Below are 25,311 nucleotides of genomic sequence, written 5' to 3'. Positions count from 1 at the left end.
CGAAAAATAACACCTGCCGGTGCGGTTTTATCGCTATAAATGCAGGCAAAAGAAGGAGTTCTTGTGCGTGCATTTCTGACAACTATTACCCTGTTTATAACACTCGTTCTGACCAGCCCGGTTAGCCTGGCGGCAGACGCCATGGCGTTCTGGTCAGCATCGCGGCACGGGGCCAACAGTTTTAACCGGCTGCCGCCTGACAGCAAATATTTTACGGCTCTGCATGACTACGGTGCCAGCTGGGTACGGCTCTCCTGGGATAAGTGGCCCACGCAGCAACGCGATTTTTTGCTGGGTAACGCAGATGAGTATCGCGGGCTGGACGCCGGCGATCTGCAGACGCTTATCCACACCCTCGACCGCGCCTGGGCAGCGGGCCTGCGCGTGGTTATTACGCCTCTCTCTCTGCCCGGCATGCGCTGGGCGCAGAATAACGGGGGAAAATTTGACGATCGGCTCTGGCAGGATAAAGCCTGGTGGGAAGCCAGCGTGCGCTACTGGCACGATCTGGCTGCTGCTCTGCACCATCATCCCGCTATCGCCGCCTATAACCTGATCAATGAGCCCGCGCCGGAAAAAAATGGCGGACTGGCAGAGCACGCCAGCAGCGAGGCGATGGCGCGCTGGTATCAGCAGCAGCGTGGCGGAAGCCGCGATCTGCCGGCGTTTTATGCCGCGCTGATAGCCGCTATTCGTGAAGCAGATGCCGTTACACCGATAATGGTCGACAGCGGCTGGTATGCCTCCGCCGATGCGTTTGACTACTGGCCTGAGGCGCTGCACGACACGCGCATACTTTACAGCGTGCACATGTATGAACCCTATGCTGCGACCAGCGCACCCAACGCACGGCGTGAAAAGCCCTGGCCCTATCCGGGTTACGTACCTTTCGGCGAGGATATGCAGCAGTGGGATGCGGCGCGTGTCGCGGACTATCTGGCACGCCCTTTTGAATGGGCTGCGCGTAACGGGATCGATAAGCGGCAGCTGGTGGTTAGCGAGTTTGGCTGCGTGCGCACGCTGGCCGGTTGTACCCGGTACCTGGAAGATGTGCTGACGGTGCTGGACAGCCATGACGCGCACTGGGCATTTTATAGCTTTCGTGAAGATAGCTGGGACGGCATGGATTATGAACTGGGTCGTCAGAAAGTGCCGTGGCGCTACTGGCAGGCGGCAGAGAAAAATCTGCCCGATCCCCTGCCGCGCAGCGCCACAAAAGAGTTTGAGCCGATACGCAAGCGGCTCGCCGGTCAGTAAGGCGTGCCGGGCCATGCGGCCCGGCACGCCCCGCCTCAGGCGATAGTTTTGCGATTGCTGAGCAGATCTTTCACGCTCTCTGCTACCCGCTTGCCCGCCAGGAAAGCGTGATCCGAATTGTAATACTCCCATTCGCTGTAGCGCCCGGCCAGATGGATACTTTGCGTGGCCAGCCAGCTACGGATCAGCGCCACGTTGGCACTGCGCGCATGATCGTAAACGACATAGGCGTACGGCATGTTTACGATACTACTGGTGAGGATCTCATCATCCTCATTGATAATGCCTACCCGGATACAGTCATCGATACAGCGCTGGATCAGCGCTTCACCCTCACAGGGCAGCGGTTGATCGTCACGCCAGGTGATTTCACAGGTCAGACCGAATCCGCCCGGAGGATTACAGTGCGGGCTGGCATTACCCTGCAGAAAGATGCGATGGAACAGCGTGTCTCCCGGATAGTAAATCCAGTGCTTTTCACTGATCGCCGGACGTCCGATACCAAGATTAACGCAGCACACAGAGGTATGACGCAGCTGAGAAGCCGCCTGCTGTACCGCCTGCGGCGCGCGGGCGCCCATCAGGCGCACCAGTTCCGGTAAGGGCAGCGTGCTGATGAGCTGGTCATACTGCAGATGCCTGCCGTCGCTGAGCGTGACGCTGCGCGACTGCGGCTGAATCTCGGCTACCGCCGTTCCGGTCTCCAGCGTACAGCTAAGGTGAGGCAGGAAACCGTTCATCAGCGCCTGAAAGCCGCCGCGCAGCGGATAGCCGAAGCGCGCGTTGGGCCCGACCGGTTTCTCCAGCGGCGCAAGCGCACCGCTGACGATCTGCGCCAGATCCGGCAGGGGTACGCGACCGCCCAGCCACGAGGTCTCCATGCTGGCCAGCGGCGTTTTCCATAGTTTACGGTTATAGGGAACGGCAAAATGACGGGCGATGCCTTTGCCCCAGACGCGATAGATAAAATGTTCAAAATCTTCACTGTCGCGCTGTTCAGTGATGCAGCCCTCATCCGCTACCACGCCGTCGGCGCAGCAGTCGCGCGATGCGTCTGCGCCAGGCAGTATGGCGGTATCGTTTTCTGCCGCGCCGTAGCGCGCTTCAATCGCGCCCAGCACACATTCACTAATCACCTCCGCCGGCAGGCCGTGCAGCGCTGACTGGAACGGGTAGCGCGTATAGACATCGTGGCTATAGACCCAGGCTTCGCGCATCTGCCAGTGCTGATTCTCACCCAGCAGCAGATCGTAGAGCTCCAGCACGTAGGGATCGTTGGAGAACATGATGTGACCGGCATAGTCGAAGGTAAAACCCTTATCTTCGATTGACCGGCACCAGCCGCCTGGCGACTCATTTTTCTCCAGTACGACGGCCCCTTTACCGTAATGATAACCGGCACTCAGGCCGGTAGGCCCTGCGCCGAGGATAAGACATTCAACCGGATGCAGCGTGACCGGCTGCGTGCGTTCAGCGGGTGCAGCGGCCTGCGTCGCAGGCCGGGCGGGCTGACGTTTAATGGCGCTGAGGTGCTGCTGCATCTGCGCCACCGTATTATCCCAGGACGTCGCGGCGACTACGGCAGCCATCGCTTCAGCCTGCATATGACGCCGTTCAGCTGTCTGGCGCAGAGCGTGTTCGCAGCCCTGAATAAAGGCTTCCTGCGAATCGGCTATTGTCACGACGTCAGCATACTGGCGCGCTACGTCAGCGATCGCTGTGCTGACAATCGGCAGCTGCGCGGCCATGTACTCCAGAACCTTTGTCGGGCTGATAAAGCGCGTGGAGGCATTGAGCGCAAACGGCATCAGGCAGACATCCCAGCCCGCCAGAAACTGCGGCAGGGCGGCATAAGGCTGCTGTCCGAACCAGTGCAGGTTTTTACGCTGCGGCAGCGTCGCAGGATCGATCTTGACCACCGGTCCCACCATGATGATCTGCCAGTCAGGGTGCGCGTCAGCCAGCGCGGTGACCAGCGGCAGATCCATGCGCTCATCAATCACACCGTAGTAACCGAGGCGCGGTTTAGGCAGAAACTGCTGCAGCGGATGGCCGTTGCTGCGGTCGAGCGCCTGTGCAAAGTGCCCGGCATCCACGCTGCTGGGAAAACAGTGAACGCGCGAGTGACGATCTTTTTTCGCTTCATACAGGCTGCGTCCGCCGGTAAAGACCAGGTCAGCGCGGCTCAGAAGAGCCGATTCGCGCTGCTGCAGCTGACGCGGCGCCTGGTCAAACGCGGAGAGTTCATCCATACAGTCATAAATGATCCCGCGGCTGTTAAACGCGCTAAGCAGCGGCAGCGCCATTGGGGTGTAGAACCAGACCAGCGGTTCAATGCCAGGCTCCAGCAGGTTGCTGAGCAGCGGCTGCAGTAGCGCAATCTGGTCGTCATGAAAACCGGGGGCGTGTATCGGCGTATGCGGCTCGACCACGGTGACATTGGCCGCCGGCTGCGAGGTGCGCAATCCCGCTTCACCCGCCTGATAAACCGGCTCTTCAATAAAAATAATCCGGTGGTGCTGTGCAAGGCGTGAGAGCACATGCTGCGGCCGCTGAAACACAAATCCCCAGCGCAGATGACTAAATACCACCAGTACAGATTGATTCATGACGAACTCCTTTGGCCCAGCGGCCGGTGTGAGAAACCCCTGAAAACGCGCGAGTGCGCGTTGTGATTGCCGCAGCGCGGCAGCATAAGCGTGGTTAAGCAGGCGAACGTTTTGCGAATCGCTATCCCACAGACCGCTATGCGGCCAGTGCGTAATATCTTCCCAGAGAGGCCGATCGATAATCGGGTAGAGGCAAATGCCGCGAATATCGCAGCCTGCCAGCTGCGCCTGCGCGACCTGGTCGGTAATATGGGTTATCCAGGCCGCGCGGCCGCTGCCGACGTGGCTGGTTTCTGCCAGCAGCAGGGGGCGCTGATAGCGCGCCGAGAGACGGGCAAGCATGTCGGATAACGGAATGCGCCGGGCATCATCCAGATGCCACTCCAGCCGCTGGCCGGTCTGCGCCAGCCACTGGTTACCGTGATAATAGTTGGCTCCGATCAGATCCAGATAGCGCGGCGACCCGCCCAGCTCCGGTTCACGCAGCCCTGCCAGCATATCCCACGCCTGATACTGCGCGGCCGTCAGAGCGGCGGCGTGCTGTTGTGCGTGCTCGCTTTCATCCTCCGGCACCACATGAATAATGGGATCGCAGTGCAAAAAACGTGCGCGCGGATCGACGGCCAGAATGGCATCACAGCCCGCCAGGGCAGCGCGTACCAGCTGCCGCTTAATGGCATCGGGATCGCTATCGGCGTTGTTACCAAAGAGTCCTACTGAAATACCCCAGGCGAAAAAAGAGAGCTCGTTAACCGGTGAGTAAACCGGGGGCACGTCACGGTAAAATCCGGCCAGACAGGTCGCAACCTGATGGCAGAACCGCGCAAAACGCGGCACAAATTCAGGCGAGAACAGGGTGAGATCGTCCGGCCAGCCATAGTGGCTCAGCGTCCAGTTCACCTGAATACCCTGCTCGCTGGCCGACTGCATGCAGCGGGTCAGCCGGGCAAAGGTACGCTGTGGATCGGCTTCAGCCAGCCGCCAGCCCACGCTTTCACGCACTGACCGAATATTAAATGCAGCGAGCGCGGCATAATCCGTTGCAATATGCACGTCGTGTGCATTGATTACATTCATATCAAGTGCAATCCCGGCGGGATTAATATGATCGGCACCCTCAAAACCGGCCTGCCAGAAGCTGGAAAATGGCAACATTTAATTCTCCTGGAAAACAGGACAAAACAGCAGCCCTGTAAAGTAAATTACAGGACCAGCTTTAGTTGAAATTTATCAGGGCTGTGACTGGATAAATAAAAAGGCTGCCAGCGGGTTACACGACAACGTCAGGACAGCGGTAAAAATTTATAAAGGTTGTTTGAGGAAATTATAGTCAGGTGCCGGGTTTCAGCAACCCTGTGAAGTTGCTGAAAAAAAAGCAAAGCGGCAGCCAATGCTTTGCTTTATTGACTGCTGATCCTCTCTTTTTTCGGCGAATAACGCTATTTTTCAATGGCTACAGTAGAAAAATGGAAAAATTACTATTTCAGCGAAGGATAATTTATTCGCAGCGATTTTTGATTTGCGCTTCACGTTTTTTAATCCAAAAAAAAGCTGCCGCTATGTTCAACATGTTGAATGGCATAATAATTGCGCCTGACGGTTTTTATTTGCAGCACTTCTAGGTTTAATTTTTGCGGCTCTGATTAGGCGGCAGAGAAAAAATTGCGTTACGTATTAAACCGGCCGCTGAGCAAAAGCTGCTTCGGCCAGCGCTGCAAGGTAGTGTGCAGCAGGCAACAGCACATCATCGTTAATGCGAAACGCAGGGTGATGCAGAGGCCAGGCTTCACCGGTGCCAATCATGATAAATGCGCCGGGTATGTGCTGCTGATAGTAAGCAAAATCTTCGCCAATCGGGGTGGCAGCAATTTCACGTGCGTCCAGCCCGTTAAGCGCTGCCTGCTGCAGGGCAAACGCTGTCCAGTGCGCATCATTTATCACTGCGGGTGGCCCGGCCTGCCAGGTGATTGCTATTTCAGCCGCAAACGCTGCGCTGATACCTTTTACCAGTTCACGAAATCGCTGTTCAATACGTTCGCGCGCTGCGGCGGAAAAGGTGCGCACGGTGCCTTCCAGCCAGGCGCTTTCCGGAATGACATTCCACGTGCTGCCGCTGTGAAGCTGGGTAATCGAGAACACAGCATTCTCTGCTGAAGGGAGGTTACGGCTGATCAGCGTCTGGACTGCAGAGACAATGTGCGCGGCAGTCACAATAGGGTCGTTACCCTGATTCGGGTGTGCGGCATGGCTGCCGGTGCCGGTGATCTGTAGCGCAAAGCGGTCAACGGCGGCGGTCAGGGCGCCCGCCCGGCTGCCCGCCACACCTGCCGGCAGAGAGGGATCGTTATGGAGACCAAATATGGCAAACGCATCCTGCAAAGCACCGCTGGCAAGCACCGCGGGTGCGCCTTCACCGGTCTCCTCTGCTGCCTGAAAAATAAAGCGCACCTGGCCAGCCAGCTGTGTTTCGCGGGATTTCAGCAGAATGGCTGCGCCCAGTATGGCCGCACTGTGAAAATCGTGACCGCAGGCGTGCATGACTCCGGGATGCGCTGAAGTAAACTCTACTCCGGAGTGCTCTTCAATCGGCAAGGCATCAATATCGCCCCGCAGCACCACCAGCGGACCGGTTGCGGGACCCACTTCAGCGACCAGTCCGGTTGTCAGCGCCAGGGGGAGAATGCGGATATTGTGCGCCTCCAGCTGCTCACGAATGCGTTGTGTGGTGGCAAATTCCTGGTTTGACAGCTCCGGGAAACGGTGCAGCTCCTGCCGGAAAGCGACCAGCTGTTCTGTTAACTGCGTTGATTCTGACGGCGACATAGTTTGTTCCTTTCTCACGATTACGCTGCGCGGCGTGCAGCACGTTATCCGGGGAAGGTAACAGCAGAACGAGTGAGCGATATATCTCAATACCCGCAATGATATTGCAATAAGTGAATAACAGCAGCGGTTGATCGGTTCAGGGTTATAAAGAAGGGCAGGAAGAGTGGCGAAACCAGCCCCGGGGAAATGAGGCTGGGAAATATGCGTGTCAGCTAATCAGATTAAAAAATCGTCCAGCGATGCGCCGGCATCAATAGCGCTCTTAATCGGAGAAGGCGTGCGGCCCTGACCGGTCCACTGCTTTTCATTACCTTCTTCATCGGTATATTTATACTTAGCCGGACGCGGCGCGCGTTTGGCTTTAGGTTTAGTTTCTGCCTGGTTTAATTGCGCAAGTTCACTAATATCGATGCCATCATTCATCAGCATCTCTTTGTATAACGCCAGTTTTTCTGCTTTTTCGCGCTGAGCAGCATTATCTGCTTCAGCTTCTTCACGGCGTTCTGCAACGACCACAGCGAGCTTTTCCAGCATCTCATTTAATACCGCTACTTCAATATCACGCGTCTGAGCACGCAGTGTACGAAGATTATTCAATGCCTTTAGTGCATCGCTCATGAATATAACCCTTATTACTGATGTGAAAATTTGAAAGCGCGCATTCTACGATATTTTTTCTCAAATTAAAATATGCATCAGGGCGTTAAATCCGCTATATCGCACAATTATCAGACTCATTGAGTTATCACCTGCATCAGAAATTTATTAGCCGCAAACTGAATATTTAACGGACACCAGAATTTATAAAGTGGTCACGCTACCGGCAGATCGATCTTTCCGCTGTTATACCTTCCTGGGCGGCCTGCCCATGCCGGCGCCCGGCGCAACGCTATGGCGGCCGGCAGCAGGCGGTGACTTTCTGTCGCGTTTTGTAACGAACCGAACGGATAGTCATGTAGTTTGTTAAGCTAAAAAGCTTAAATCCGTATTAATCAATGAAAATTATGGTTTTTTATCGGATTACAGGGTGTCAGAAGCAGTAACAATTTCTTGCAATAGTAATCTAAATGAGTATATTTCTCATTTGCTTTCTTAGCTATGCCTGCTCCAGGTGACCGGCAGGGTGCGCTGACAGATAAACTAAAATGAGAATTAAGGATGGCTATGTCTTCTAAACCGATGCGCGTCCGCGCTGCGGCTGCAACGGCACAACCTGCGCTGAAAATGTCATTGCTGGCGATGCTGATTGCAGCCGGTGTTGCACAGGCGGCGGAACAGACCCTGATGGTGGAAACCAGCGCGTCTGACGTGGAAAATCAGAACGATCGGGATTACAGCATACCGGTAACGCGCGCAGGCACAAAAATGGCGCTGACGGCGCGCGACATTCCTCAGTCGGTATCGCTTATCAGTAAACAGCGTATGGCCGATCAGCAGCTGCAGTCGCTGAATGATGTTCTGTCCAACACTACCGGTATCAGGGGTGTTTCGGCGGATATGGATCGTACCAGTTACTACTCGCGCGGCTTTCTCATTGACAACTATATGGTAGACGGGATCCCGACCGCGTTTGCATCACGCTGGAATCTGGGTGATGCCCAGACCGACATGGCGCTTTATGAGCGGGTCGAGGTGGTGCGCGGCGCGACCGGGTTACTCACCGGGCCCGGGAATCCTTCTGCGTCGATTAATATGGTACGTAAGCACGCTGACAGTAAAACCCCTACCGGATCGCTGGAAGCGAGCTACGGCAGCTGGAATAAACAGCGCTATGTTGCCGATCTCTCTGCGCCGCTCACCCCTGAGGGTAACGTGCGCGGGCGCGTAGTAGCTGGTTATGAGGATAAAAACAGCTTTATTGAACGCTACGGTTTTGAGAAAAAATTTATTTATGGCGTGATAGACGCCGATCTGACTGAGAGCACCACGCTTTCCGCGGGCTACGAATTTACGCAGGTCGATACCGATTCGCCGATGTGGGGTGGGGCGCCGCGCTGGTATACCGATGGCAGCCAGACGCATCTGCGTCGCGGCTATAACACTCAACCGGAGTGGGCTTACAACAATAAAGAGAACCGCAAGGTTTTCGTCAATCTGCAGCAGAATTTTGATAACGGCTGGAACATTACGCTCAACGGCACGCATAACGAAATGCTGCTGGACAGTAAGCAGATCTATCTCGACGGCTATTTCAATAAGGTGACCGGTGCAGGCAGCTCTGCCTACGCAAATTATCCGGTCATCGGCGGAACCGGTTATAACACCGGCAAGCGCAAAGTGGATGCGGTAGATGCCTTTGCCAGCGGCCCTTATGAGCTGCTGGGACGCCAGCATCAGCTGATGCTGGGGGTTAACTACAGTCGTCAGGATAATAAATATTACAGCGCCTGGACCAACATCTCCTCTGCTGAACTGGGTAACTTTAACGACTTCAACGGCAACTATCCGGAGCCTGACTGGTCGCCGCGCGAACCTGCCACGGACAGCCAGCTGGTGCGGCAAAAATCGGTCTATATGGCTACGCGCCTGACGCTCGCCGATCCGCTGCATCTGATTGTCGGGGCGCGATATACCAACTGGAACCGTCAGGGCATTACCTCTGAACTGGAAGAGAACAATACCACGCCGTATGGCGGTCTTATCTGGGACATCAATGACGCCTGGTCAGCGTTTGCCAGCTATACCTCGGTCTTTCAGCCGCAGGATAATCTGGATGCCAGCGGCAGTTTCCTGACGCCAGTTGTCGGTAAAAACTATGAGACCGGGGTTAAATCGGACTGGTTTGATAGCCGTCTGACCACCACGATCTCTCTGTTCCGAACCGAGCTGGATAATGCGCCGGTTGATACCGGACGTTTCAGCGAGAGCGGAAGCGCTATTTATGAAACCACCGATGGCGTTGTCAGCCGCGGCGTTGAATTTGAGATCAACGGTGCGCTGACGGATAACTGGCAGATGACGTTTGGCGGTACGACCTACATAGCAAAAGACAGCAAGGGTGAGGCCTATAACTCCCAGCTGCCCCGTACCTCTTTCAATCTCTTTACGCACTATCGCCTGCCTCAGTTCGATAAACTGACGCTGGGCGGCGGCGTTAACTGGCAGTCAAAGACCTGGAAAGATATCGGCGGACCTGAAGGTAACGGAACCTGGCGTGTGCGTCAGGGAAGTTATGCGCTGGTGGACCTGTTTGCCCGCTACGACGTGACAAAAAATCTCTCCCTGCAGGCCAACCTGAAAAACCTGTTTGATAAAGAGTATGACGAGAATGTGGGCAGCAGCGGCATCGTGTATGGTGAACCGCGCAGTTACTCGGTAACGGCGAGTTACCGCTTCTGATCCCGGCAGGCGCGTTCTGAACGCGCCTCTTCTCCTCAGGCGGCTAATGGTTTATACCCATCGCACTCTGCTCTCCTCTTAGGCTAAAGTGCATTCAGGCTGAATAGATTTTTTAATCTCCGGACAAAGTAACGCACCTTACTGTTTAACGCGGTTATGCATTGATGCGCCTCTTTTGCGTACATCACAGGCGGTCGCATGTATAGGCGTCCGGTTATGAATCAGGTCTGCAGGGTGCGCCTTCGTTTAATGGCATGATAATTAAGAATAATATCCACCATATTTACACTCTCCGGCCCGTTATTAAGGATTGTATCTCTGTCTGGTATCAGATAATGCCAGGCTGGCTAATGTTATCAACGTTAATCAAAAGACGATTTAATAGTCATTAATTTCAATTGATTGATAATGTCCGCTATGCATTCAGACAGGGAATTTTTAATTAGCAGGCTATAAGTTAGTGCGGTTATTTTAATATCTGCCGTAAAAATAATTAATATAAAATAACATGCTGAAATGATTTTCGGGGAATAATCCGAATAACCAATATGAAGGCTGATAAAGCATTATACTCGTCGGGCGATCTGCAATTTTTAACTTTTTGAATGCCGGGTTTGTAGTGCTTAAAGTTTATGGCCGGAGTATAAAATGAAAATCATCATTAGCGGCAAGGGATATCCCGAAAAAAGAAATATTGTTACTGATGTTAAGAAAACGTATATCGATTTTCACTCCAGAAATATCTGGACGTATATTAATGCGTTTCGTGGGAAAATTCTGAAACGCAATAAGCTGTTTATATTTTCCGCGCCGCTATGGTCAGCCGGTAGCGAAAAAAAGGTAGTTCATCTCTTTAATGAAGTGGCAACCAGCCGCGAGCGCTGGGTGTCAACCTTTGAAACCGAGCTGCCGCGGGTATTGCCGGTACCGGGCGTCGCCAAAACAGCTAATCCGCTGTTAAAAAAGCTGATGTACTATGTTGCAGCACCGGAATGTGCCGGCATTATCGCCATCTCAGAGGCAACGCGAAAAATTGAGCTGAAACTGCTGGACGCTTTTCCCATTGAGCGGGAAGCGATTAGCGACAAACTGCACGTGCTGCATCCGCCGCAGCCGGTGCTCTATGAGGGCGGACGCACGCCAGCGGCCGATAAAATGATCTTCACCTTTGTCGGTAATGAGTTCTACCGCAAAGGCGGAGCCGAAGTGGTAATGGCTTTCTCCGAACTGATGGACGAGGGTGTGATATCAGCTGACCAGATCGGCGTTAACCTGATCGGCGACATTAAAAAGCAGCATAATATTGCGCATCGTGAGTGGCAGGACGATGCCGCTTTCCATCATCAAATTGAAACCCTGATAGCTGAGCGCTCCGTATTCACCCATCATACTGCATTGTCTAATGATGAGGTGATGCAGCTGCTGCGTGAAACGCATGTCGGATTGCTGCCGACCTGGCAGGATACCTATGGCTTCTCCGTGCTGGAAATGCAGGCGTGCGGCTGTCCGGTGATTACCACTAACGTCCGGGCGCTGCCGGAAATTAATCCGGCTCAGAGCGGCTGGCTGATCAACTGTCCGCTCAACGATATGTTTGAACTGAATGTGGATACGCTGGCGGAGAAAATGGCGCTGCGCATATTAATTGTGTCGCAGCTCAAGGCACATATTAAGGCGATACTTGAAGACCGGATGCGCGTGGCTGATTATTCAGCGGCAGCCGTAAACAGGATCCGTCAGCACCACGATCCGGATAAATTTAACCGCGCGCTCTCTGCCATTTATGGCGCAAAAGATACGCATGATTCATTTGATCGCAGTGAAGCAGTCGCACTCAAACGCTCTTAATCTTTATCCGACAGCTATTCTTTTTTTAATCTGACTCCTGCAGCTGCTGCAGGAGTTTTTTTATTTCTGTTCCGGCCAGCCGGGTGATATGCGCAAAACAGCAATAGAACTAACAATATGATGTTTTACGTAACGGAATCATAGCCTGCAAACTAAACGCCATATTCATCAGGACAAGGACAGGGCGTATGTCTTACCAATTAAGCGTGCTCGATAAGTCGCCGGTTGCGGCAGGAGAAAATGCGACACAGGCGCTGGCGCGCTCGCTAAAACTGGCGCAGCGGGCTGAGAGCTGGGGCTATAAGCGCTTCTGGGTCGCAGAACATCATAACAGCGAGCAGCTGGCCAGTCCGTCACCTGAATTGCTTATCGCCTGGATCGCCGCGCAGACGCGCACCATACGCGTCGGCTCTGGCGGCGTCATGCTGCAGCACTACAGTCCCTATAAAGTTGCAGAGAACTTTAATCTGCTGTCATCGCTGGCACCGGATCGCATCGATCTCGGCGTCGGTAAAGCGCCCGGCGGTTTGCCGCTTTCAACGCGGGCGCTTCAGCTCGGGGTTAACCTGGCTGAAAAAGGCAGTTTTGCTGAACAGCTGGCGCTTCTCGATAGCTGGCTGAACGCATCTCCCTCCGCTGACGAAGAGACGCTGCGCGCCACGCCACAGCCACCGCATCCCGCCAGCCGGTTTCTGCTGGGTGCCAGCGAAGCAAGCGCCGGGCTGGCCGCAGAGCTGGGCTGGCAGCTGGTGTTCGCTGCACACCATAACGGCGATCCGCAGCTGATGGCGCGCGTTCTGCAGCACTATCATGCCCGCAGCCGCGGCGGCCGTGCGCTGGTAGCGGTTCAGGTGGTTGTGGCGGATTCGCCGGCAGAGGCTGAACTGCTTACCGATGCGCTGCGTCTTTATCACGTCAGCGTGAAAAATGGCCCGGCGGTTAACGTTGCCAGTCTGGAACAGGCTGAACGTTACGTACGCCAGGGAGGATACGCGGATTACGTCATAGAGCCGCGCACGCCGTCACTGCTAAAGGGCACGGCTGCACAGGTGCATGCTCAGCTGGAGTCGATGCATCATCGCTACGGCATTGACGAATTTATTATCGATACGCCACTCGCTGACGAAGCCGCCCGGTTTAAATCCCTGGAGCTGCTGGCCACCGCGCGACTGGTTGCGGCCTGAGGATAGCGTAATGATCCGCTCCGCTTTTCTTATCTGCTGCTCATTCTGGCATCGCTGCGAGCGATGTTGCCCGGCACCGATCTGATTCTGCCTGCATAACAACGTTTACCTTTTTCGCCCGGCAACCTCTGCGCTGCCGACGGCTCTGCTTTGTCAGGAGTTTATAATGAGTAAAAGAGAATTACGTCTCGGTACGATATTACACGGCGCGTCAGGCAATATGTCCGCCTGGCGGCATCCGGCTGCGCAGGCTGACGCCAGCATCAGTTTTGACTACGCCAGAAAAATTGCGCGCAAGGCGGAAGCGGGCAAACTCGATTTTCTGTTTGTCGCTGACGGTCTCTATATCAATGAAAAATCGATTCCGCACTTCCTCAATCGCTTTGAACCGCTGACGCTGCTCTCAGCGCTGGCGGCGGTCACAGAGCATCTTGGCCTGGTTGGCACCGTCTCAACCTCTTATAGCGATCCTTTTACCATCGCCCGGCAGTTCGCCAGCCTCGACCATCTCAGCGGCGGCCGTGCCGGCTGGAACGTTGTGACCTCGCCGCTGGAAGGATCGGCCAAAAATTTCTCGCGTCAGCAGCATCCGGAACACGCGCTGCGTTACCGGATTGCGGATGAGTATTTGCAGGTGGTGAAAGGCCTGTGGGATTCCTGGGAAGAGGGCGCCTTTGTACGCGACAAGCGCAGCGGTCAGTTTTTCGATCCGGCCAAGCTGCATACGCCCGATCACCGCGGCGATTTCTTTCAGGTGCAGGGGCCGCTGAATATTGAGCGTACGCCGCAGGGGCGACCGATCATTTTCCAGGCGGGCGCCTCCGGAGACGGACGGCGGCTGGCCGCGCGCCATGCGGATGCGATTTTTACCCACCATGCGACCCTGGAAGAGGCGCAGGCGTTCTGGCGCGATGTTAAACAGCAGCTGGCCGAAAACGGACGCGCCGCGGATGACCTCCATATCTTTCAGGGCGTCAGCGTGATCGTCGGTGACGATGCCGCAGATGTTGAGCAGCAGTATCAGGCTACCGCGCAGCTGGTCTCAGTGCCGGATGCGCTTAATTATCTGGGGCGGTTCTTTGACCACCATGATTTCTCACGCTACCCGCTGGATGAACCTTTCCCAGAACTGGGTGATATCGGTCAGAACAGCTTCCGCAGCACCACCGATGAAATAAAACGCAACGCCCGCGTGCGCGGTCAGACGCTGCGCCAGGCCGCGCTGGAAGCGGCCACGCCGCGGCCGCTGTTTCACGGCACGCCAGAACAGGTCGCCGATGGCCTGCAGCACTGGTTTGAACAGAAAGCTGCTGACGGTTTCATTATCCAGGGCGGAACGCCCGACACGTTTGAACGCTTTGTCGATCGGGTTATCCCGCTGTTGCAGGCGCGCGGACTAAGCCGGCGCGACTATCCGGGCACCACGCTGCGCGCCAGTCTGGGTCTGCAGACCCCCGAAAATCAGTTCACATCATAATAACGATCAGGATGAATGCTATGCAGAAAAAATCATTGATAGCGCTGCTGTTACTGGGGCTAAGCAGCGCTGCCGGGGCGGAAAACGTCGCCGTTAACGGGCAGCAGGTCAGCGTGGAGGCGAATAAGACGCCCATTAACACTGCAAAAAATGCAGCGGCTATCGCGCAGATCCCGGCCGGACACCGGTTTGCTGTACCTGGCGCGTTTACCGTGGCGGTGGCCGCCCTTAATTCCCCTCCGCTTACGGTGTTCAGCGACGACAACAAAACGCTGCTTGGCAGCGAAGTGGATATGGCGCGTCTGGTGGCGGACAGCCTCGGCCTGAAGCTCAACGTCGTGCCAACCTCCTGGGAAGACTGGCCGCTCGGCGTGGCGTCCGGCAAATATGACGCGGCGATCACCAACGTAACCGTCACAAAAGCGCGCAAAGAGCGTTTTGATTTTGCCACCTACCGCAAAGACTCGCTGGGCTTTTATGTGAAAAAGAGCAGCCCAATCGCTTCGCTCAGCAAAGCAGAAGATATTGCCGGCCTGCGCATTATTGTTGGCTCCGGGACCAATCAGGAAGCGATCTTACTGGCGTGGGATCAGGAAAACCGCGCAAAGGGCCTGAAGCCGTTTATCCCGGTTTATACCAAAGATGACGCAGCGCAGACGCTTTCACTGCAGGCCGGACGTGCGGATGCTTACTTTGGCCCCAACGTCATCGGCGCCTGGAAAGCGGCGCTCAACGGGCAGACCAGGCTGGTGGGCAGCGTGGACGGCGGCTGGCCTAAAGCGGCGCACATTGCAGTGACGGTGAAAAAAGATGGCGGGCTGGTGCAGCCAGTCAATACGGCGCTTAACGGCGTGATACAAAACGGCGACTACGACAAGGTGCTGAATCGCTGGGGCGAAGGCATTGAGCGGCTCGACCGCTCGGAAATCAATCCACCGGGCCTGGGCGACTAAGGGGGCAATATGCATTTTTTTCGTGACGTTTCACCCGCAGCGGCAGAGCTGCAGCCGATTATTACCGGCCTGTTTGGTGAATATGCTGCCCGCTATGGCGACTATTTCAGCAGCCAGAATGAGGTGGAGCAGGATGAGTGGTTTCTGCCTGCGCAGGGAGGCCTGTTTATTGTACTGGAGCGGGATGGCGAAATTATCGCCATGGGCGCCTACAAGCGCTATGACGCACAGACGGCGGAACTGAAACGCATCTGGACGCGCTCCGATCTGCGCCGTCAGGGCCTGGCACTACAGATCCTGCAGGAGCTGGAGCGTCGTGCGCTGCGCGCCGGCTATCAGCGTGTCTGGCTGACCACCGGCTTTCGTCAGCCGGAGGCGGTGCGCCTCTATATCGGCCACGGCTATCAGCCGCAGTTTGCCCTGCTGGAAGATATGGAGATCTACGGCCGGCCGCCGCACGACGGCCGCCTGCGCTTTCTGAAGATAATTGATGTCCACGCTGCGGCACAGGCGAGCTGAGGAGCCGAAAATGAGTGAGACGCAAAAACTGACCGTGGTGCCGGCACGCTATCCGGCGCGCAGCCTAGGCGCCGTGGCGGCGCTGTTTATTCTGGCAGCGGTGGTGGATTCCATCGCGTTCAATCCGCGCTGGGAGTGGGGAGTATTTGCGCGCTGGTTTTTTGACCCGGTGATCCTGAATGGCCTGGGTCAGACGCTGCTGCTGACGCTGGCAGGCACCGTACTGAGTCTGATTTTCGGCGGTCTGCTGGCGCTGGCCCGGCTCTCCTCCTCGTGGCTGCTGAGCACGCTGGCGTTTGGCTATATCTGGCTGTTCCGCTCGCTGCCGCTGATTGTGGTACTGATCATTCTCTATAACTTCTCCTACCTCTATGACACGTTATCGCTGGGGATCCCGTTTACGCCCTGGTCGTGGGGTCACTTCCAGACCATTAATGTGCTGGGCCAGTTTCCGGCCGCGGTGATCGGCCTGACGCTGGTGCAGAGCGCCTATAGCGCAGAGATTATCCGCGGCGGGTTCCTCGGCGTGGACCAGGGGCAGTTTGAGGCGGCGTCAGCGCTGGGACTCTCTTCTTCGCGCCGGACCTTCCGCATCATCCTGCCGCAGGCACTGCGCGCGATCATTCCAACCACCTTCAATGAAATCATCAGCCTGGCCAAAGGGACGTCGATGGTTTACGTGCTGGCGATGCCAGAGCTGTTTTACACCATTCAGATGATCTACAACCGCACTCAGCAGGTGATCCCGCTGCTGATGGTGGGCGCCGCCTGGTATCTGATTATCACAACGGTACTGTCGCTGTTGCAGCACAGCGTTGAACGCTCGCTGGCGCGCAGCGTAACCCGCGAGCCGCAGCCATCGCGCTGGCGGCAGTGGCGTAATCGTTATTCAACCCCTGCTGTTATTGAGGAGCGCTCTCATGTCCGAAGCCATTGATTATCGCCCGTCCTATGCTGCCGGGGCGGTTACCATCACCGGCGTCAGCAAGTCGTTTGGTAAACACAAAGCGCTGGACGCGGTCTCGCTGTCGCTGGCGCCGGGATCCGTAACGGTTATTCTCGGGCCTTCCGGTTCGGGTAAGTCAACGCTGCTGCGCACCATCAATCACCTGGAGCGGGTCGATGAGGGCTTTATTCAGATTGATGATGACTATATCGGTTATCAGCGCCGCGGCGATAAACTCTATGAGCTTAAAGAGCGGGCAATACTGCGTCAGCGGGTCAACGTCGGCTACGTTTTTCAGAACTTCAATCTTTTTCCGCACCTGACCGTGCTGGAAAACCTGATTGAAGCGCCGATCGCACATCGTCAGCTTACGCGACGTGCGGCGATTGAACGCGCCGGTGAGCTGCTGGACACGGTGGGACTGCGGCATAAAGCTGACGCCTGGCCGCGCCATCTTTCGGGTGGTCAGCAGCAGCGTATCGCGATTGCGCGTGCGCTGATGCTCAATCCGCGCGTAATGCTGTTTGATGAGCCGACGTCGGCACTGGATCCGGAGCTGGTGGGTGAGGTTCTGGACGTTATTAAAAAGCTGGCGCGCTCCGGCACCACGCTGGTGATTGTGACGCATGAGATTGGCTTTGCGCGTGAAGTGGCAGACAACGTGGTGTTTATGGTTGACGGCCGCGTGGTTGAGCAGGGCAGCAGCGTGCAGGTGCTGAATCAGCCACGCCACGAGCGCACCCGACGTTTTCTGGCCCGGGTGCTGTGATGAAGCGGTTCATCCTGACGCTGGTGGCATCCGGCCTGCTGTTTTCAGCCGCGCAGGGCGCGGCGCTGGATGCGGCTAATAATGAAACGGCGATTCATATCGCCGCCGATCCGCAGGCGATAGCCAGAATTCCGGCGAACTATGCGTTTGTTCACCCCGGCTTTCTGACGGTCGCAACCAGCGCCACTAACTCACCGCCCATCGGGTTATGGGCGTCAGATAACAAAACGCTGATTGGCAGCGATCCCGATATGGCGCGACTTCTGGCTGAAAGTCTGGGCCTTACGCTAAAGCTGGTGCCCGCCTCGTGGGAGGAGTGGCCGCTCGGCATCAGCGCCGGACGCTATGATGTTGCCATGTTTAATATCGCCGTGACCGAGGAGCGTAAACGCAAATTTGACTTTGCCACCTATCGGGCTGACAACCACGCCTTTGCCGTACGGAAAGGGAGTCCCATCTCTGCGATTACCGGACGTCAGGATGTCGCGGGCAGGCGCATCATTGTCGGGTCCGGTACTAATCAGGAGAAGATCCTGCTGGGCTGGGATGCGAAAAACCGCCAGGAGGGATTAGCGCCGGTGCAGCCTGTCTATCTTAATGATGACGCTTCTGCCACGCTCGCGCTGTTGTCCGGACGCGCCGATGCCACCTTTGGCCCGCAGGCGGTGGCGGCGTGGAAAGCGGCGTCGCGCGGGCAAACAGCGGTTGTTGGTCACGGCCCGTATCGGGCATGGGTGGCCGTCACAACCAAAAAGGGTAACGGGCTGGCCCCGGCGCTGCAGCAGGCGGTTAATCATGCCATCGCCAGCGGACAGTATCAGCAGGTACTGACGCGCTGGGGAGAGCAGGATGAGGCGGTAGCGCAGTCGCAGATCAATCCGCCGGGCATCGTTTATCAGTAAAGACGGGTCGCACTGCGGCCCCGTTTTTCACCCTGATATTTTTTCACCCAGCTTATCACCTCTGCCGCTGGCAGAGGCCGGGCAAAGTAATAGCCCTGGAAGAACTGGCATCCGCGACTGCGCAGGTAGTGAAACATCTCTTCACTTTCAACGCCTTCAGCCAGCACGTTCAGCCCCATTTCGCGCGTCAGCTCAATGGTTTTATGCACCACAATAGCGGCAGATTCATTTTCAAAAATGTGCATAATCAGCGACTTGTCAATTTTAATATCATCAATCGAAAAATCGCTGAGCGATTTCAGCGAAGAGTAACCGACGCCAAAATCATCGATCGCCCATTTTACGCCGAGCTGGCTGAAGTGCGCGATAACAGAGCTGATATGCTGCTGATCGTAGATAAAGGTGCTTTCGGTGATCTCAAATTTAAGCCGCTGTGGCTGGATCCTGTAACGCGAGAGCAGCAGCTGAGTTTCAGCGGTAAAGTCGCGATGCATTAGCTGCAGAGGACTGATATTGACAGAAAACACCAGGCTGTCGCCGTGCCGGAGACTCTCCCAGGCAGCCATATGCTGCAGCGTGCGCTCCATAACCCATCGGCCAATCTCAATCATCAGGCCACTCTTTTCCGCTACCGGGATAAAAACGTCCGGTGAAATAAATCCTTTAACCGGATGTTTCCAGCGCAGCAGAGCTTCAAATCCGATCAGATGTTTACCGGCATCCACTTGCGGCTGAAAATAGAGTTCGAGCTGATCCTGGCTGACAGCGGCAGAGAGTTCGCGCTTTATCAGGTCAGTTTCAGAGTAATCGCCGCGAAAGGTCAGCGCGGTCAGCAGCAGAGAAACTACGGGCACGATACAGTTAACAATGTAGAAACTGGCTTCCGCCGGCAGCGCAAAATGAAACGATCCCTGCTGCCAGGTCAGGCCGGTCAGGGTAAAAATGAGGTAACAGGCGAGGCAGATTAGCGGAAATATTTTGCTGAGATAGCGCGGCTGCTGCCGCAGGACGAGTGCCGAGCCGATGGTCAGCGCGATCAGATAATTACACGCAGAAGGTTTAACGGCAGGATGGTCATTGTCCAGCAGCAGCAGAGCTGTAATGATAAACAGCAGCGCATGCGTGACGATCGCCAGATGCCGCTGCAGTTTGCCGTGAAAGGCAACGGCGCAGATATAGAGGCCCAGCGCCACGCCCAGATAGTAGAGCGACGGTATTGCTGGCGAACGGCTATGGGCGTTAAGCAGCGCCATATAAATGCCTGAGGTAGTGCTGGCCACACCCGCAATCAGCAGCGTAAAGCGCAGCTTCTTTTCTGCGCTCTCTCCCTTCAGGCTAAAGGGCAAATTACGTACACGCGAATAGCCCGCAGTCAAAAACGCTATCATCACTCTGCTCTGTAATTGATTAGTTTTATTGTATTCAGGAGCGCTATCTTAGTGCTAAGCGAGACGGCTGTCACAGCGCTTTTTCTGCGCGTTGATCTGCTCCGGAGATTTGACATTAGAGATGATATTTATGCGTGGCGGGGGGTTATCGCGCAACTTTTCACGGAAGCGAACCGCAATCTGCCTGCGCTAAATTGCGCGCGCGGTTGTTCCTTCTGCCGGTCACAGAGTAGAATCACTCCCGGCACAGGCGGATGTGCTAAATATAATAACAGGCGGAAAACAGCCGGATCACCTCACTAATGCAGTTTAACCCTACTTAACATTACTGGTTGCAATGAAAATTCGTTTCTTATCGGCTAACGAGCTCAAACTCTCTGAAGTGCGTACCATCCTTGAACCGGTAGGGGTGGAAGTGGTGCCTATCGCGCGGCGGATTGAGGAGATCCAGACGGAAAATGAGGTTGAACTGGTACGCGATAAGCTCACTAAAGCGTTTTCCATTATCGGGCGGCCGCTGTTTGTCGAGCATACCGGCCTGTTTCTGGACGGGCTTAACGGTCTGCCAGCCGGACTGACGCGCATCTTCTGGAGCCGGCTCAATGCCGATCGCTTTACCAAACTGGTACGCGGCCTTGATACGCCCTGCGTGACGGCAAAAACCGTGCTGGGGTATTGCGATGGTCGCAAGATGTATCAGTTTGAAGGACAGCTGCGCGGTCGCATTGCGCCAGAGCCGGCCGGGCCGCAGGAGTTTCAGTGGGACTGCGTGTTTATCCCGGAAGGGTATACGCAGACCTTTGCTGAAATGGGCGATCTAAAGAATGAGATCTCCAATCGGCGCCTGGCGCTGGATCGCTTTGCCGCCTTTCTCAAAACCGCGCGGGGTTATGTATGAAGCCTGAACTCAAACGCGCCTACGATGCCGGCAAACTGATCCTGTTTGCCGGTGCCGGCATCTCCCGCAATCTTGGCCTGCCGGAGTGGCACGAACTGATTGCCCATCTGGCAAAAGAGCTGGGCTACGATCCGAAAATATTCAACACCTACGGGACACACCTGTCGCTGGCGGAGTATTACAAGCAGCGCAAAGGCTCACTGGGGCCGCTGCGCAGCTGGATGGATCGCGAGTGGCACCGGCCCGATATCGATGTGCGCAGCTCCGAAATCCATACCATGATCACCCAGGGTAATTTTTCGCGCATCTACACCACCAATTACGATCGCTGGCTGGAGATGGCTCACGAGGCGCACAACGTCCCCTATAGCAAAGTGGCTAACGCCGCCGATCTCGTCTCACTCACTGAAGATAAGCGCCACATCATTAAACTTCACGGCGATTTCGATGACGATACCTCGATTGTGCTGGATGAGAGCAGCTATTTTGAACGTCTCTATTTTGATTCCCCACTGGATATCAAACTGACGCACGACGTGATGGGTAACTCGGTGCTGTTTGTTGGCTACAGCATCAGCGATTTCAACATCCGCCTGCTGTTCTACCGGCTGACTAAAATGTGGGGACGAACCGGACTCGCAACGGCCCGGCCTAAATCGTATCTTTTTACCAATCGCAATAATCCGGTGGCTAAAGAGGTACTGGGGCAGTGGGGAATTGAGATGATTGTCTCGGAAGAGGATGACCCACGAAAAGCGCTGGCCACCTTTCTGGAGGAATTGCTTGCCTGAAACGCGGGCAGACTTGCTCATCGCTGCATAACAGAATATACTGTATATAAATACAGTTAATGAGGTGCATCATGGCAGTCGAAACCAAATATGTTGTAGTCAGAAAAGGTGAAGAGAAGATGACGTTTGCCAGTAAAAAAGATGCCGATGCCTGGGATAAGATGCTCGATATGGCAGATGCCTTTACCGACTGGCTGCAGCAGATCAAGCCAGAGCTGGCGGATGCGGAAGCGGAAACCTGGGGCATGCTGCTGGCAGAGCAGAAAGACGCGGTACAGCATATTCTGCGCACCAGCAAACTGCCTGATGCGGCGGCAGACAAAGACGTTAAATCTGACGTGAAAGAGAGTGATTCTGCCCCTGAAAAAAAGGTGCGCGCGGTTAAAGCGGCCTGATCGTTGTGATGCACCCCGGCGCCGTCTTCCTGACGGCGTTTTGCTGTCGCCTTACTCACCTTTGCTACTTTCTGATTAAGCCTGAAAAAGCCCGGCATGCGGGCTATTTTATCAGTGTGAAAAGAGTGAAAAGGTTCCCGAGTAGTAGCTCACCATCCAGACAACATAAACCAGCCACACCAGTAAAAAACCGGTTAAACCCATTTTACCTGTCATTGTATGCTCCTGTAATCGTAAGGGCGGAAAGCCTGCAGGAGATACGTTGACAGCAGTTGCGCACAAAGTTCTTGCGCCAGATCAACCCGCCAGTGAAATACCTAATTAATCCCCAGGGGCGGCATTTATATGCCAGGGTCGCATAAATGCGACCCCTACGGGGGCGTCTGTAGGGGCGTCTGTAGGGGCGTCCGTAGGGGCGTCTGTAGGGGCGGCATTAATGCCGCCCTGGTCACGTTCCGCACCTAACCTCAGGGTCGCATTAATACGCCAGGGTCGCATTAATGCGACCCCTACGGGCATCGATATTGATTATTTTTTAATCCGGGTGCGGATGCCATCAAGTTCAGCACGGTTGAGCCGATAGAGTGATAAAGGATCGCTGGTGGCCCAGGATGTGGCGCAATTATTGCTCTGATTTGCCAACCCCAGGAGCGCCATCATGGCCACAAAAGCAGTTATAACGCGAAAAATGCGTACCCGTACTCAGATGCTGCTGACGGGCGCGGTCACAATTACCCTTGGTTTTGCTATCACCATCGGCGTGCTCAGCTGGCAATCCAGCAGAGAACAGAAGTCGCTGGCGGAAAACTATCTGCAGCAGATTGCGCAGAGTCAGGCATTGCAGATTCAGCAGGAGCTGAGTTACGCGCGCGATGTGGCGCATAATCTGGGACATAGCCTGATTGCGCTGCCGGCGGCAGGGATCAGCGATCGGAAGGTGGCGGACCAGCTTCTTATCTCCACTCTGCGTGACAACCCCGATTACCTCTCCATCTCTGTGATATTTGAACAAAATGCGTTTGATGGCCGCGATGCGGAGTTTGCCAGCCAGCCTGGTGCTGCACCTCAGGGACGCTACGCCTACTTTGTCGATCGCAACAGCAGCGGCAGCTTCAGGCTGCATCCACTGGCCTCGATGCTGACGCCAGGGCAGGGAGATTACTATCTGCTGCCACAAAAAAGTCGTAAGGATACGCTGATTGAACCCTACAGCTACGCCTATAACGGGGTGCCTGTGTTACTCACTTCCGTCGCCGCTCCCATTATCAGTCAGGGCAAGCTCTGGGGCGTAGTGACCTCTGATATCTCACTGGCGGCGCTGCAGGCGCGCATCAACAAGATCAGGCCCTGGGAAGGCAGTGGCTATGCGATGCTGCTCTCCAGCGGTGGCCGGGTGGTTTCCTATCCGGACCAGACGCAAACCGCGAAACCCTGGCAGGGAGAAACGCATGGGTTCAGCCGTGCCGTTACTGAACAGCATGACGCCATACTGGGGGAAGCGGCGCTGATAACATGGCAGCCAGTGACTATCGGCAGCAGCGACCAGCACTGGTATCTGGGTGTCGTTGCACCGGTGAGCAAAGTGATGGCGGCGGCGCACCGCCAGCTGATGCACGCGCTGATACTGATGCTCATCAGCATCGTTGCCGTGAGTGTACTGCTGGGATGGGTGTTCAGCCGGAAAGTGCTTAAGCCGATTGGCGGCGAGCCGGCCGAAGCCACGGCTATTGCGCTGGCGGTGGCCGGCGGCAGACTTGATAACGCGATTCCGCTGGTGTCACAGGATCGCAGCAGCCTGTTTTACGCGCTGCATACAATGCAGACGCAGCTGCGCGATATGGCAAGCCAGATTCAGGACGCCAGCGCATCAGTGCGGCAAGGCGCGGGCGAAATCGCCAGCGGCAACCTCGATCTTGCATCGCGAACCGAAGAGCAGGCGGCTGCGCTGGAGCAGACCGCGGCCAGTATGGAGCAGATTACCGCTACGGTGAAACACAACGCGGCAAATGCGCATCAGGCAACCACGCTGACAGAAAATGCCACGCATATTGCCAGCCGCGGCGAAACACTGGTGGGTGAAGTGGTGCAGACGATGGCGCAGATAGATAACAGCGCGAAAAAGATCGGCGACATTACTGCCATTATCAACAGCATCGCATTTCAGACGAATATTCTGGCGCTCAACGCGGCGGTGGAAGCTGCACGTGCCGGCGAGCAGGGGCGAGGCTTTGCCGTCGTGGCCTCTGAGGTTCGTAATCTGGCGCAGCGCAGCGCCAGCGCGGTGAAAGAGATTGCTGCGCTGATCGAGGAGTCCGGGGAGCGCGTCAGCAGCGGCGTCGGGCTGGTTCAGCATGCCGGTAAAACCATGACTGAAATGACACAGGCGGTAAACTCCGTGCGCAATATTATCGATGAAATTGTTATCGCATCTGATGAACAGGCGCGCGGCATAAGCCAGGTGACCATTGCAGTGAATGAGATGGATAGCGCTACGCAGCAGAATGCGGCGCTGGTTCAGCAGATGTCGGCAGCAGCAAGCTCACTGGAAGATCAGGCGGCGCAGCTCGCTCACACCGCCGCACGTTTCACATTAAGCTGACTGACGCAGCCCGGCCGCGTGCCGGGCTGCCGTTAGCGCGGCTTGCGCGAAGGCATCATGCGCAGCAGCGTATTGTCCTTAAACAGATAATGATGCGCCAGCGCCGCCAGCGCGTGCAGGCCGATTAACCAGTAACCCAGCGGTACCAGCGTTTCATGCCACTCAATCAGCGTATCGGCCAGGTCGGGATCGGGCGCGGCGCTGACCGGCATCGAAATACCAAATAGCCACCAGTCGCGGCCAAGCCAGAATCGGGAGAGAATGCCCAGCACCGGCAGGGTAATAAACAGCAGGTAGATTGCCAGATGAGTAAGGTGTGCCAGGCCGGTCTGCCAGTGGGCGGGCTTCGGCACAATAGCCGGCGTGCGATGGCGAAACCGCATCACCAGACGCGACAGCATCAGCAGCAGCACGCAGCTGCCAGCAGAGAAGTGCGTCACCACCATAAAGAGACGCTGCCAGGAGCCGCGCGGTGCCAGGCCGCGAAACTCCATCGTGCAATAAGCGAGAACAATCAAAATAAATGTCAGCCAGTGAAGCAGAATCTGCGCGGGGGCATATTTTGTGCTCATTATTCCATTCCATTCGGTACGAAGCGGTAGCGCTACAAT

17 protein-coding genes and 1 pseudogene are annotated in these 25,311 nt (G+C 55.7%); 13 read left to right on the top strand and 5 right to left on the bottom strand.

Annotated features, from left to right (window positions below):
- The first annotated feature begins 63 nt into the window (after positions 1–63).
- A complete protein-coding gene (locus C1Y41_RS14330) occupies positions 64–1,257 on the top strand; it encodes a glycoside hydrolase family 5 protein (protein WP_233207431.1) in 1,194 nt (397 codons plus the stop codon).
- Positions 1,258–1,292: 35 nt separating this feature from the next.
- Here C1Y41_RS14330 and C1Y41_RS14325 read toward each other — a convergent pair whose 3' ends face one another.
- From C1Y41_RS14325 to C1Y41_RS14310, 3 genes are all read right to left on the bottom strand, one after another.
- Positions 1,293–5,021 carry an FAD-dependent oxidoreductase gene (locus tag C1Y41_RS14325; protein WP_104085684.1) on the bottom strand — a complete coding sequence of 1,243 codons (3,729 nt, stop codon included), beginning with the start codon at positions 5,019–5,021 and terminating at the stop codon, positions 1,293–1,295.
- 519 nt (positions 5,022–5,540) lie between these two features.
- A complete protein-coding gene (locus tag C1Y41_RS14315) occupies positions 5,541–6,689 on the bottom strand; it encodes an amidohydrolase (protein ID WP_104085682.1) in 1,149 nt (382 codons plus the stop codon).
- Between the two features lie 219 nt (positions 6,690–6,908).
- Complete coding sequence (locus C1Y41_RS14310; RefSeq protein WP_071668305.1) at positions 6,909–7,310, bottom strand: H-NS family nucleoid-associated regulatory protein; 402 nt, start codon at positions 7,308–7,310, stop codon at positions 6,909–6,911.
- 546 nt (positions 7,311–7,856) lie between these two features.
- On the opposite strand from C1Y41_RS14310, the gene fhuE reads away from it, so the two are divergent.
- The 8 genes and pseudogenes from fhuE to C1Y41_RS14265 all read left to right on the top strand — a co-directional run bounded on the left by fhuE (position 7,857) and on the right by C1Y41_RS14265 (position 18,629).
- Complete coding sequence (gene fhuE / locus C1Y41_RS14305) at positions 7,857–10,031, top strand: ferric-rhodotorulic acid/ferric-coprogen receptor FhuE (protein ID WP_104085681.1); 2,175 nt, start codon at positions 7,857–7,859, stop codon at positions 10,029–10,031.
- Between the two features lie 648 nt (positions 10,032–10,679).
- A complete protein-coding gene (locus tag C1Y41_RS14300; protein WP_104085680.1) occupies positions 10,680–11,879 on the top strand; it encodes a glycosyltransferase in 1,200 nt (399 codons plus the stop codon).
- 188 nt (positions 11,880–12,067) lie between these two features.
- Complete coding sequence (locus C1Y41_RS14295) at positions 12,068–13,063, top strand: MsnO8 family LLM class oxidoreductase (RefSeq protein ID WP_040113450.1); 996 nt, start codon at positions 12,068–12,070, stop codon at positions 13,061–13,063.
- Positions 13,064–13,229: 166 nt separating this feature from the next.
- Positions 13,230–15,493: pseudogene (locus C1Y41_RS20230) on the top strand (NtaA/DmoA family FMN-dependent monooxygenase).
- A gap of 9 nt (positions 15,494–15,502) precedes the next feature.
- A complete protein-coding gene (locus tag C1Y41_RS14280) occupies positions 15,503–16,012 on the top strand; it encodes a GNAT family N-acetyltransferase (RefSeq protein WP_104085678.1) in 510 nt (169 codons plus the stop codon).
- Between the two features lie 10 nt (positions 16,013–16,022).
- Positions 16,023–16,949, top strand: coding sequence for an amino acid ABC transporter permease (locus tag C1Y41_RS14275; protein ID WP_104085677.1), 927 nt, complete (start codon positions 16,023–16,025; stop codon positions 16,947–16,949).
- The gene (locus C1Y41_RS14270; protein WP_040113455.1) at positions 16,933–17,727 is read left to right on the top strand and encodes an amino acid ABC transporter ATP-binding protein; all 795 of its coding nucleotides are present in this window, start codon (positions 16,933–16,935) and stop codon (positions 17,725–17,727) included. Before C1Y41_RS14275 ends, C1Y41_RS14270 begins: the two co-directional genes overlap by 17 nt.
- Positions 17,727–18,629, top strand: a complete 903-nt coding sequence (locus C1Y41_RS14265; protein WP_094110874.1) for an ABC transporter substrate-binding protein — start codon at positions 17,727–17,729, stop codon at positions 18,627–18,629. Before C1Y41_RS14270 ends, C1Y41_RS14265 begins: the two co-directional genes overlap by 1 nt.
- Here C1Y41_RS14265 and C1Y41_RS14260 read toward each other — a convergent pair.
- Positions 18,623–20,017, bottom strand: a complete 1,395-nt coding sequence (locus C1Y41_RS14260) for a bifunctional diguanylate cyclase/phosphodiesterase (protein WP_104085676.1) — start codon at positions 20,015–20,017, stop codon at positions 18,623–18,625. The two genes, C1Y41_RS14265 and C1Y41_RS14260, sit on opposite strands and share 7 nt — an antisense overlap.
- 337 nt (positions 20,018–20,354) lie before the next feature.
- Between C1Y41_RS14260 and C1Y41_RS14255 the strand changes: the two genes are divergently transcribed.
- From C1Y41_RS14255 to C1Y41_RS14240, 4 genes are all read left to right on the top strand, one after another.
- The gene (locus tag C1Y41_RS14255; RefSeq protein ID WP_040113457.1) at positions 20,355–20,915 is read left to right on the top strand and encodes a non-canonical purine NTP pyrophosphatase; all 561 of its coding nucleotides are present in this window, start codon (positions 20,355–20,357) and stop codon (positions 20,913–20,915) included.
- Entirely contained in the window at positions 20,912–21,706 is a 795-nt protein-coding gene (locus C1Y41_RS14250) for an SIR2 family protein (RefSeq protein ID WP_034829783.1), read from the top strand. Before C1Y41_RS14255 ends, C1Y41_RS14250 begins: the two co-directional genes overlap by 4 nt.
- 71 nt (positions 21,707–21,777) lie before the next feature.
- A complete protein-coding gene (locus C1Y41_RS14245) occupies positions 21,778–22,101 on the top strand; it encodes a YebG family protein (RefSeq protein WP_094110876.1) in 324 nt (107 codons plus the stop codon).
- Between the two features lie 658 nt (positions 22,102–22,759).
- Positions 22,760–24,700: a methyl-accepting chemotaxis protein gene (locus C1Y41_RS14240; protein ID WP_104085675.1), complete on the top strand. Its 1,941-nt coding sequence runs from the start codon at positions 22,760–22,762 to the stop codon at positions 24,698–24,700.
- Positions 24,701–24,732: 32 nt separating this feature from the next.
- On the opposite strand, the gene cybB is transcribed toward C1Y41_RS14240, so the two are convergent.
- Positions 24,733–25,272 (bottom strand): cytochrome b561, encoded by a 540-nt coding sequence (cybB, locus tag C1Y41_RS14235; protein WP_071668312.1) that lies wholly within the window; start codon positions 25,270–25,272, stop codon positions 24,733–24,735.
- Positions 25,273–25,311 lie beyond the last annotated feature (39 nt).

It is taken from the genome of Pantoea sp. ICBG 1758 (assembly GCF_002928325.1).
Classification (GTDB): domain Bacteria; phylum Pseudomonadota; class Gammaproteobacteria; order Enterobacterales; family Enterobacteriaceae; genus Pantoea; species Pantoea eucrina.
This window is presented reverse-complemented; position numbering and strand designations above follow the sequence as displayed.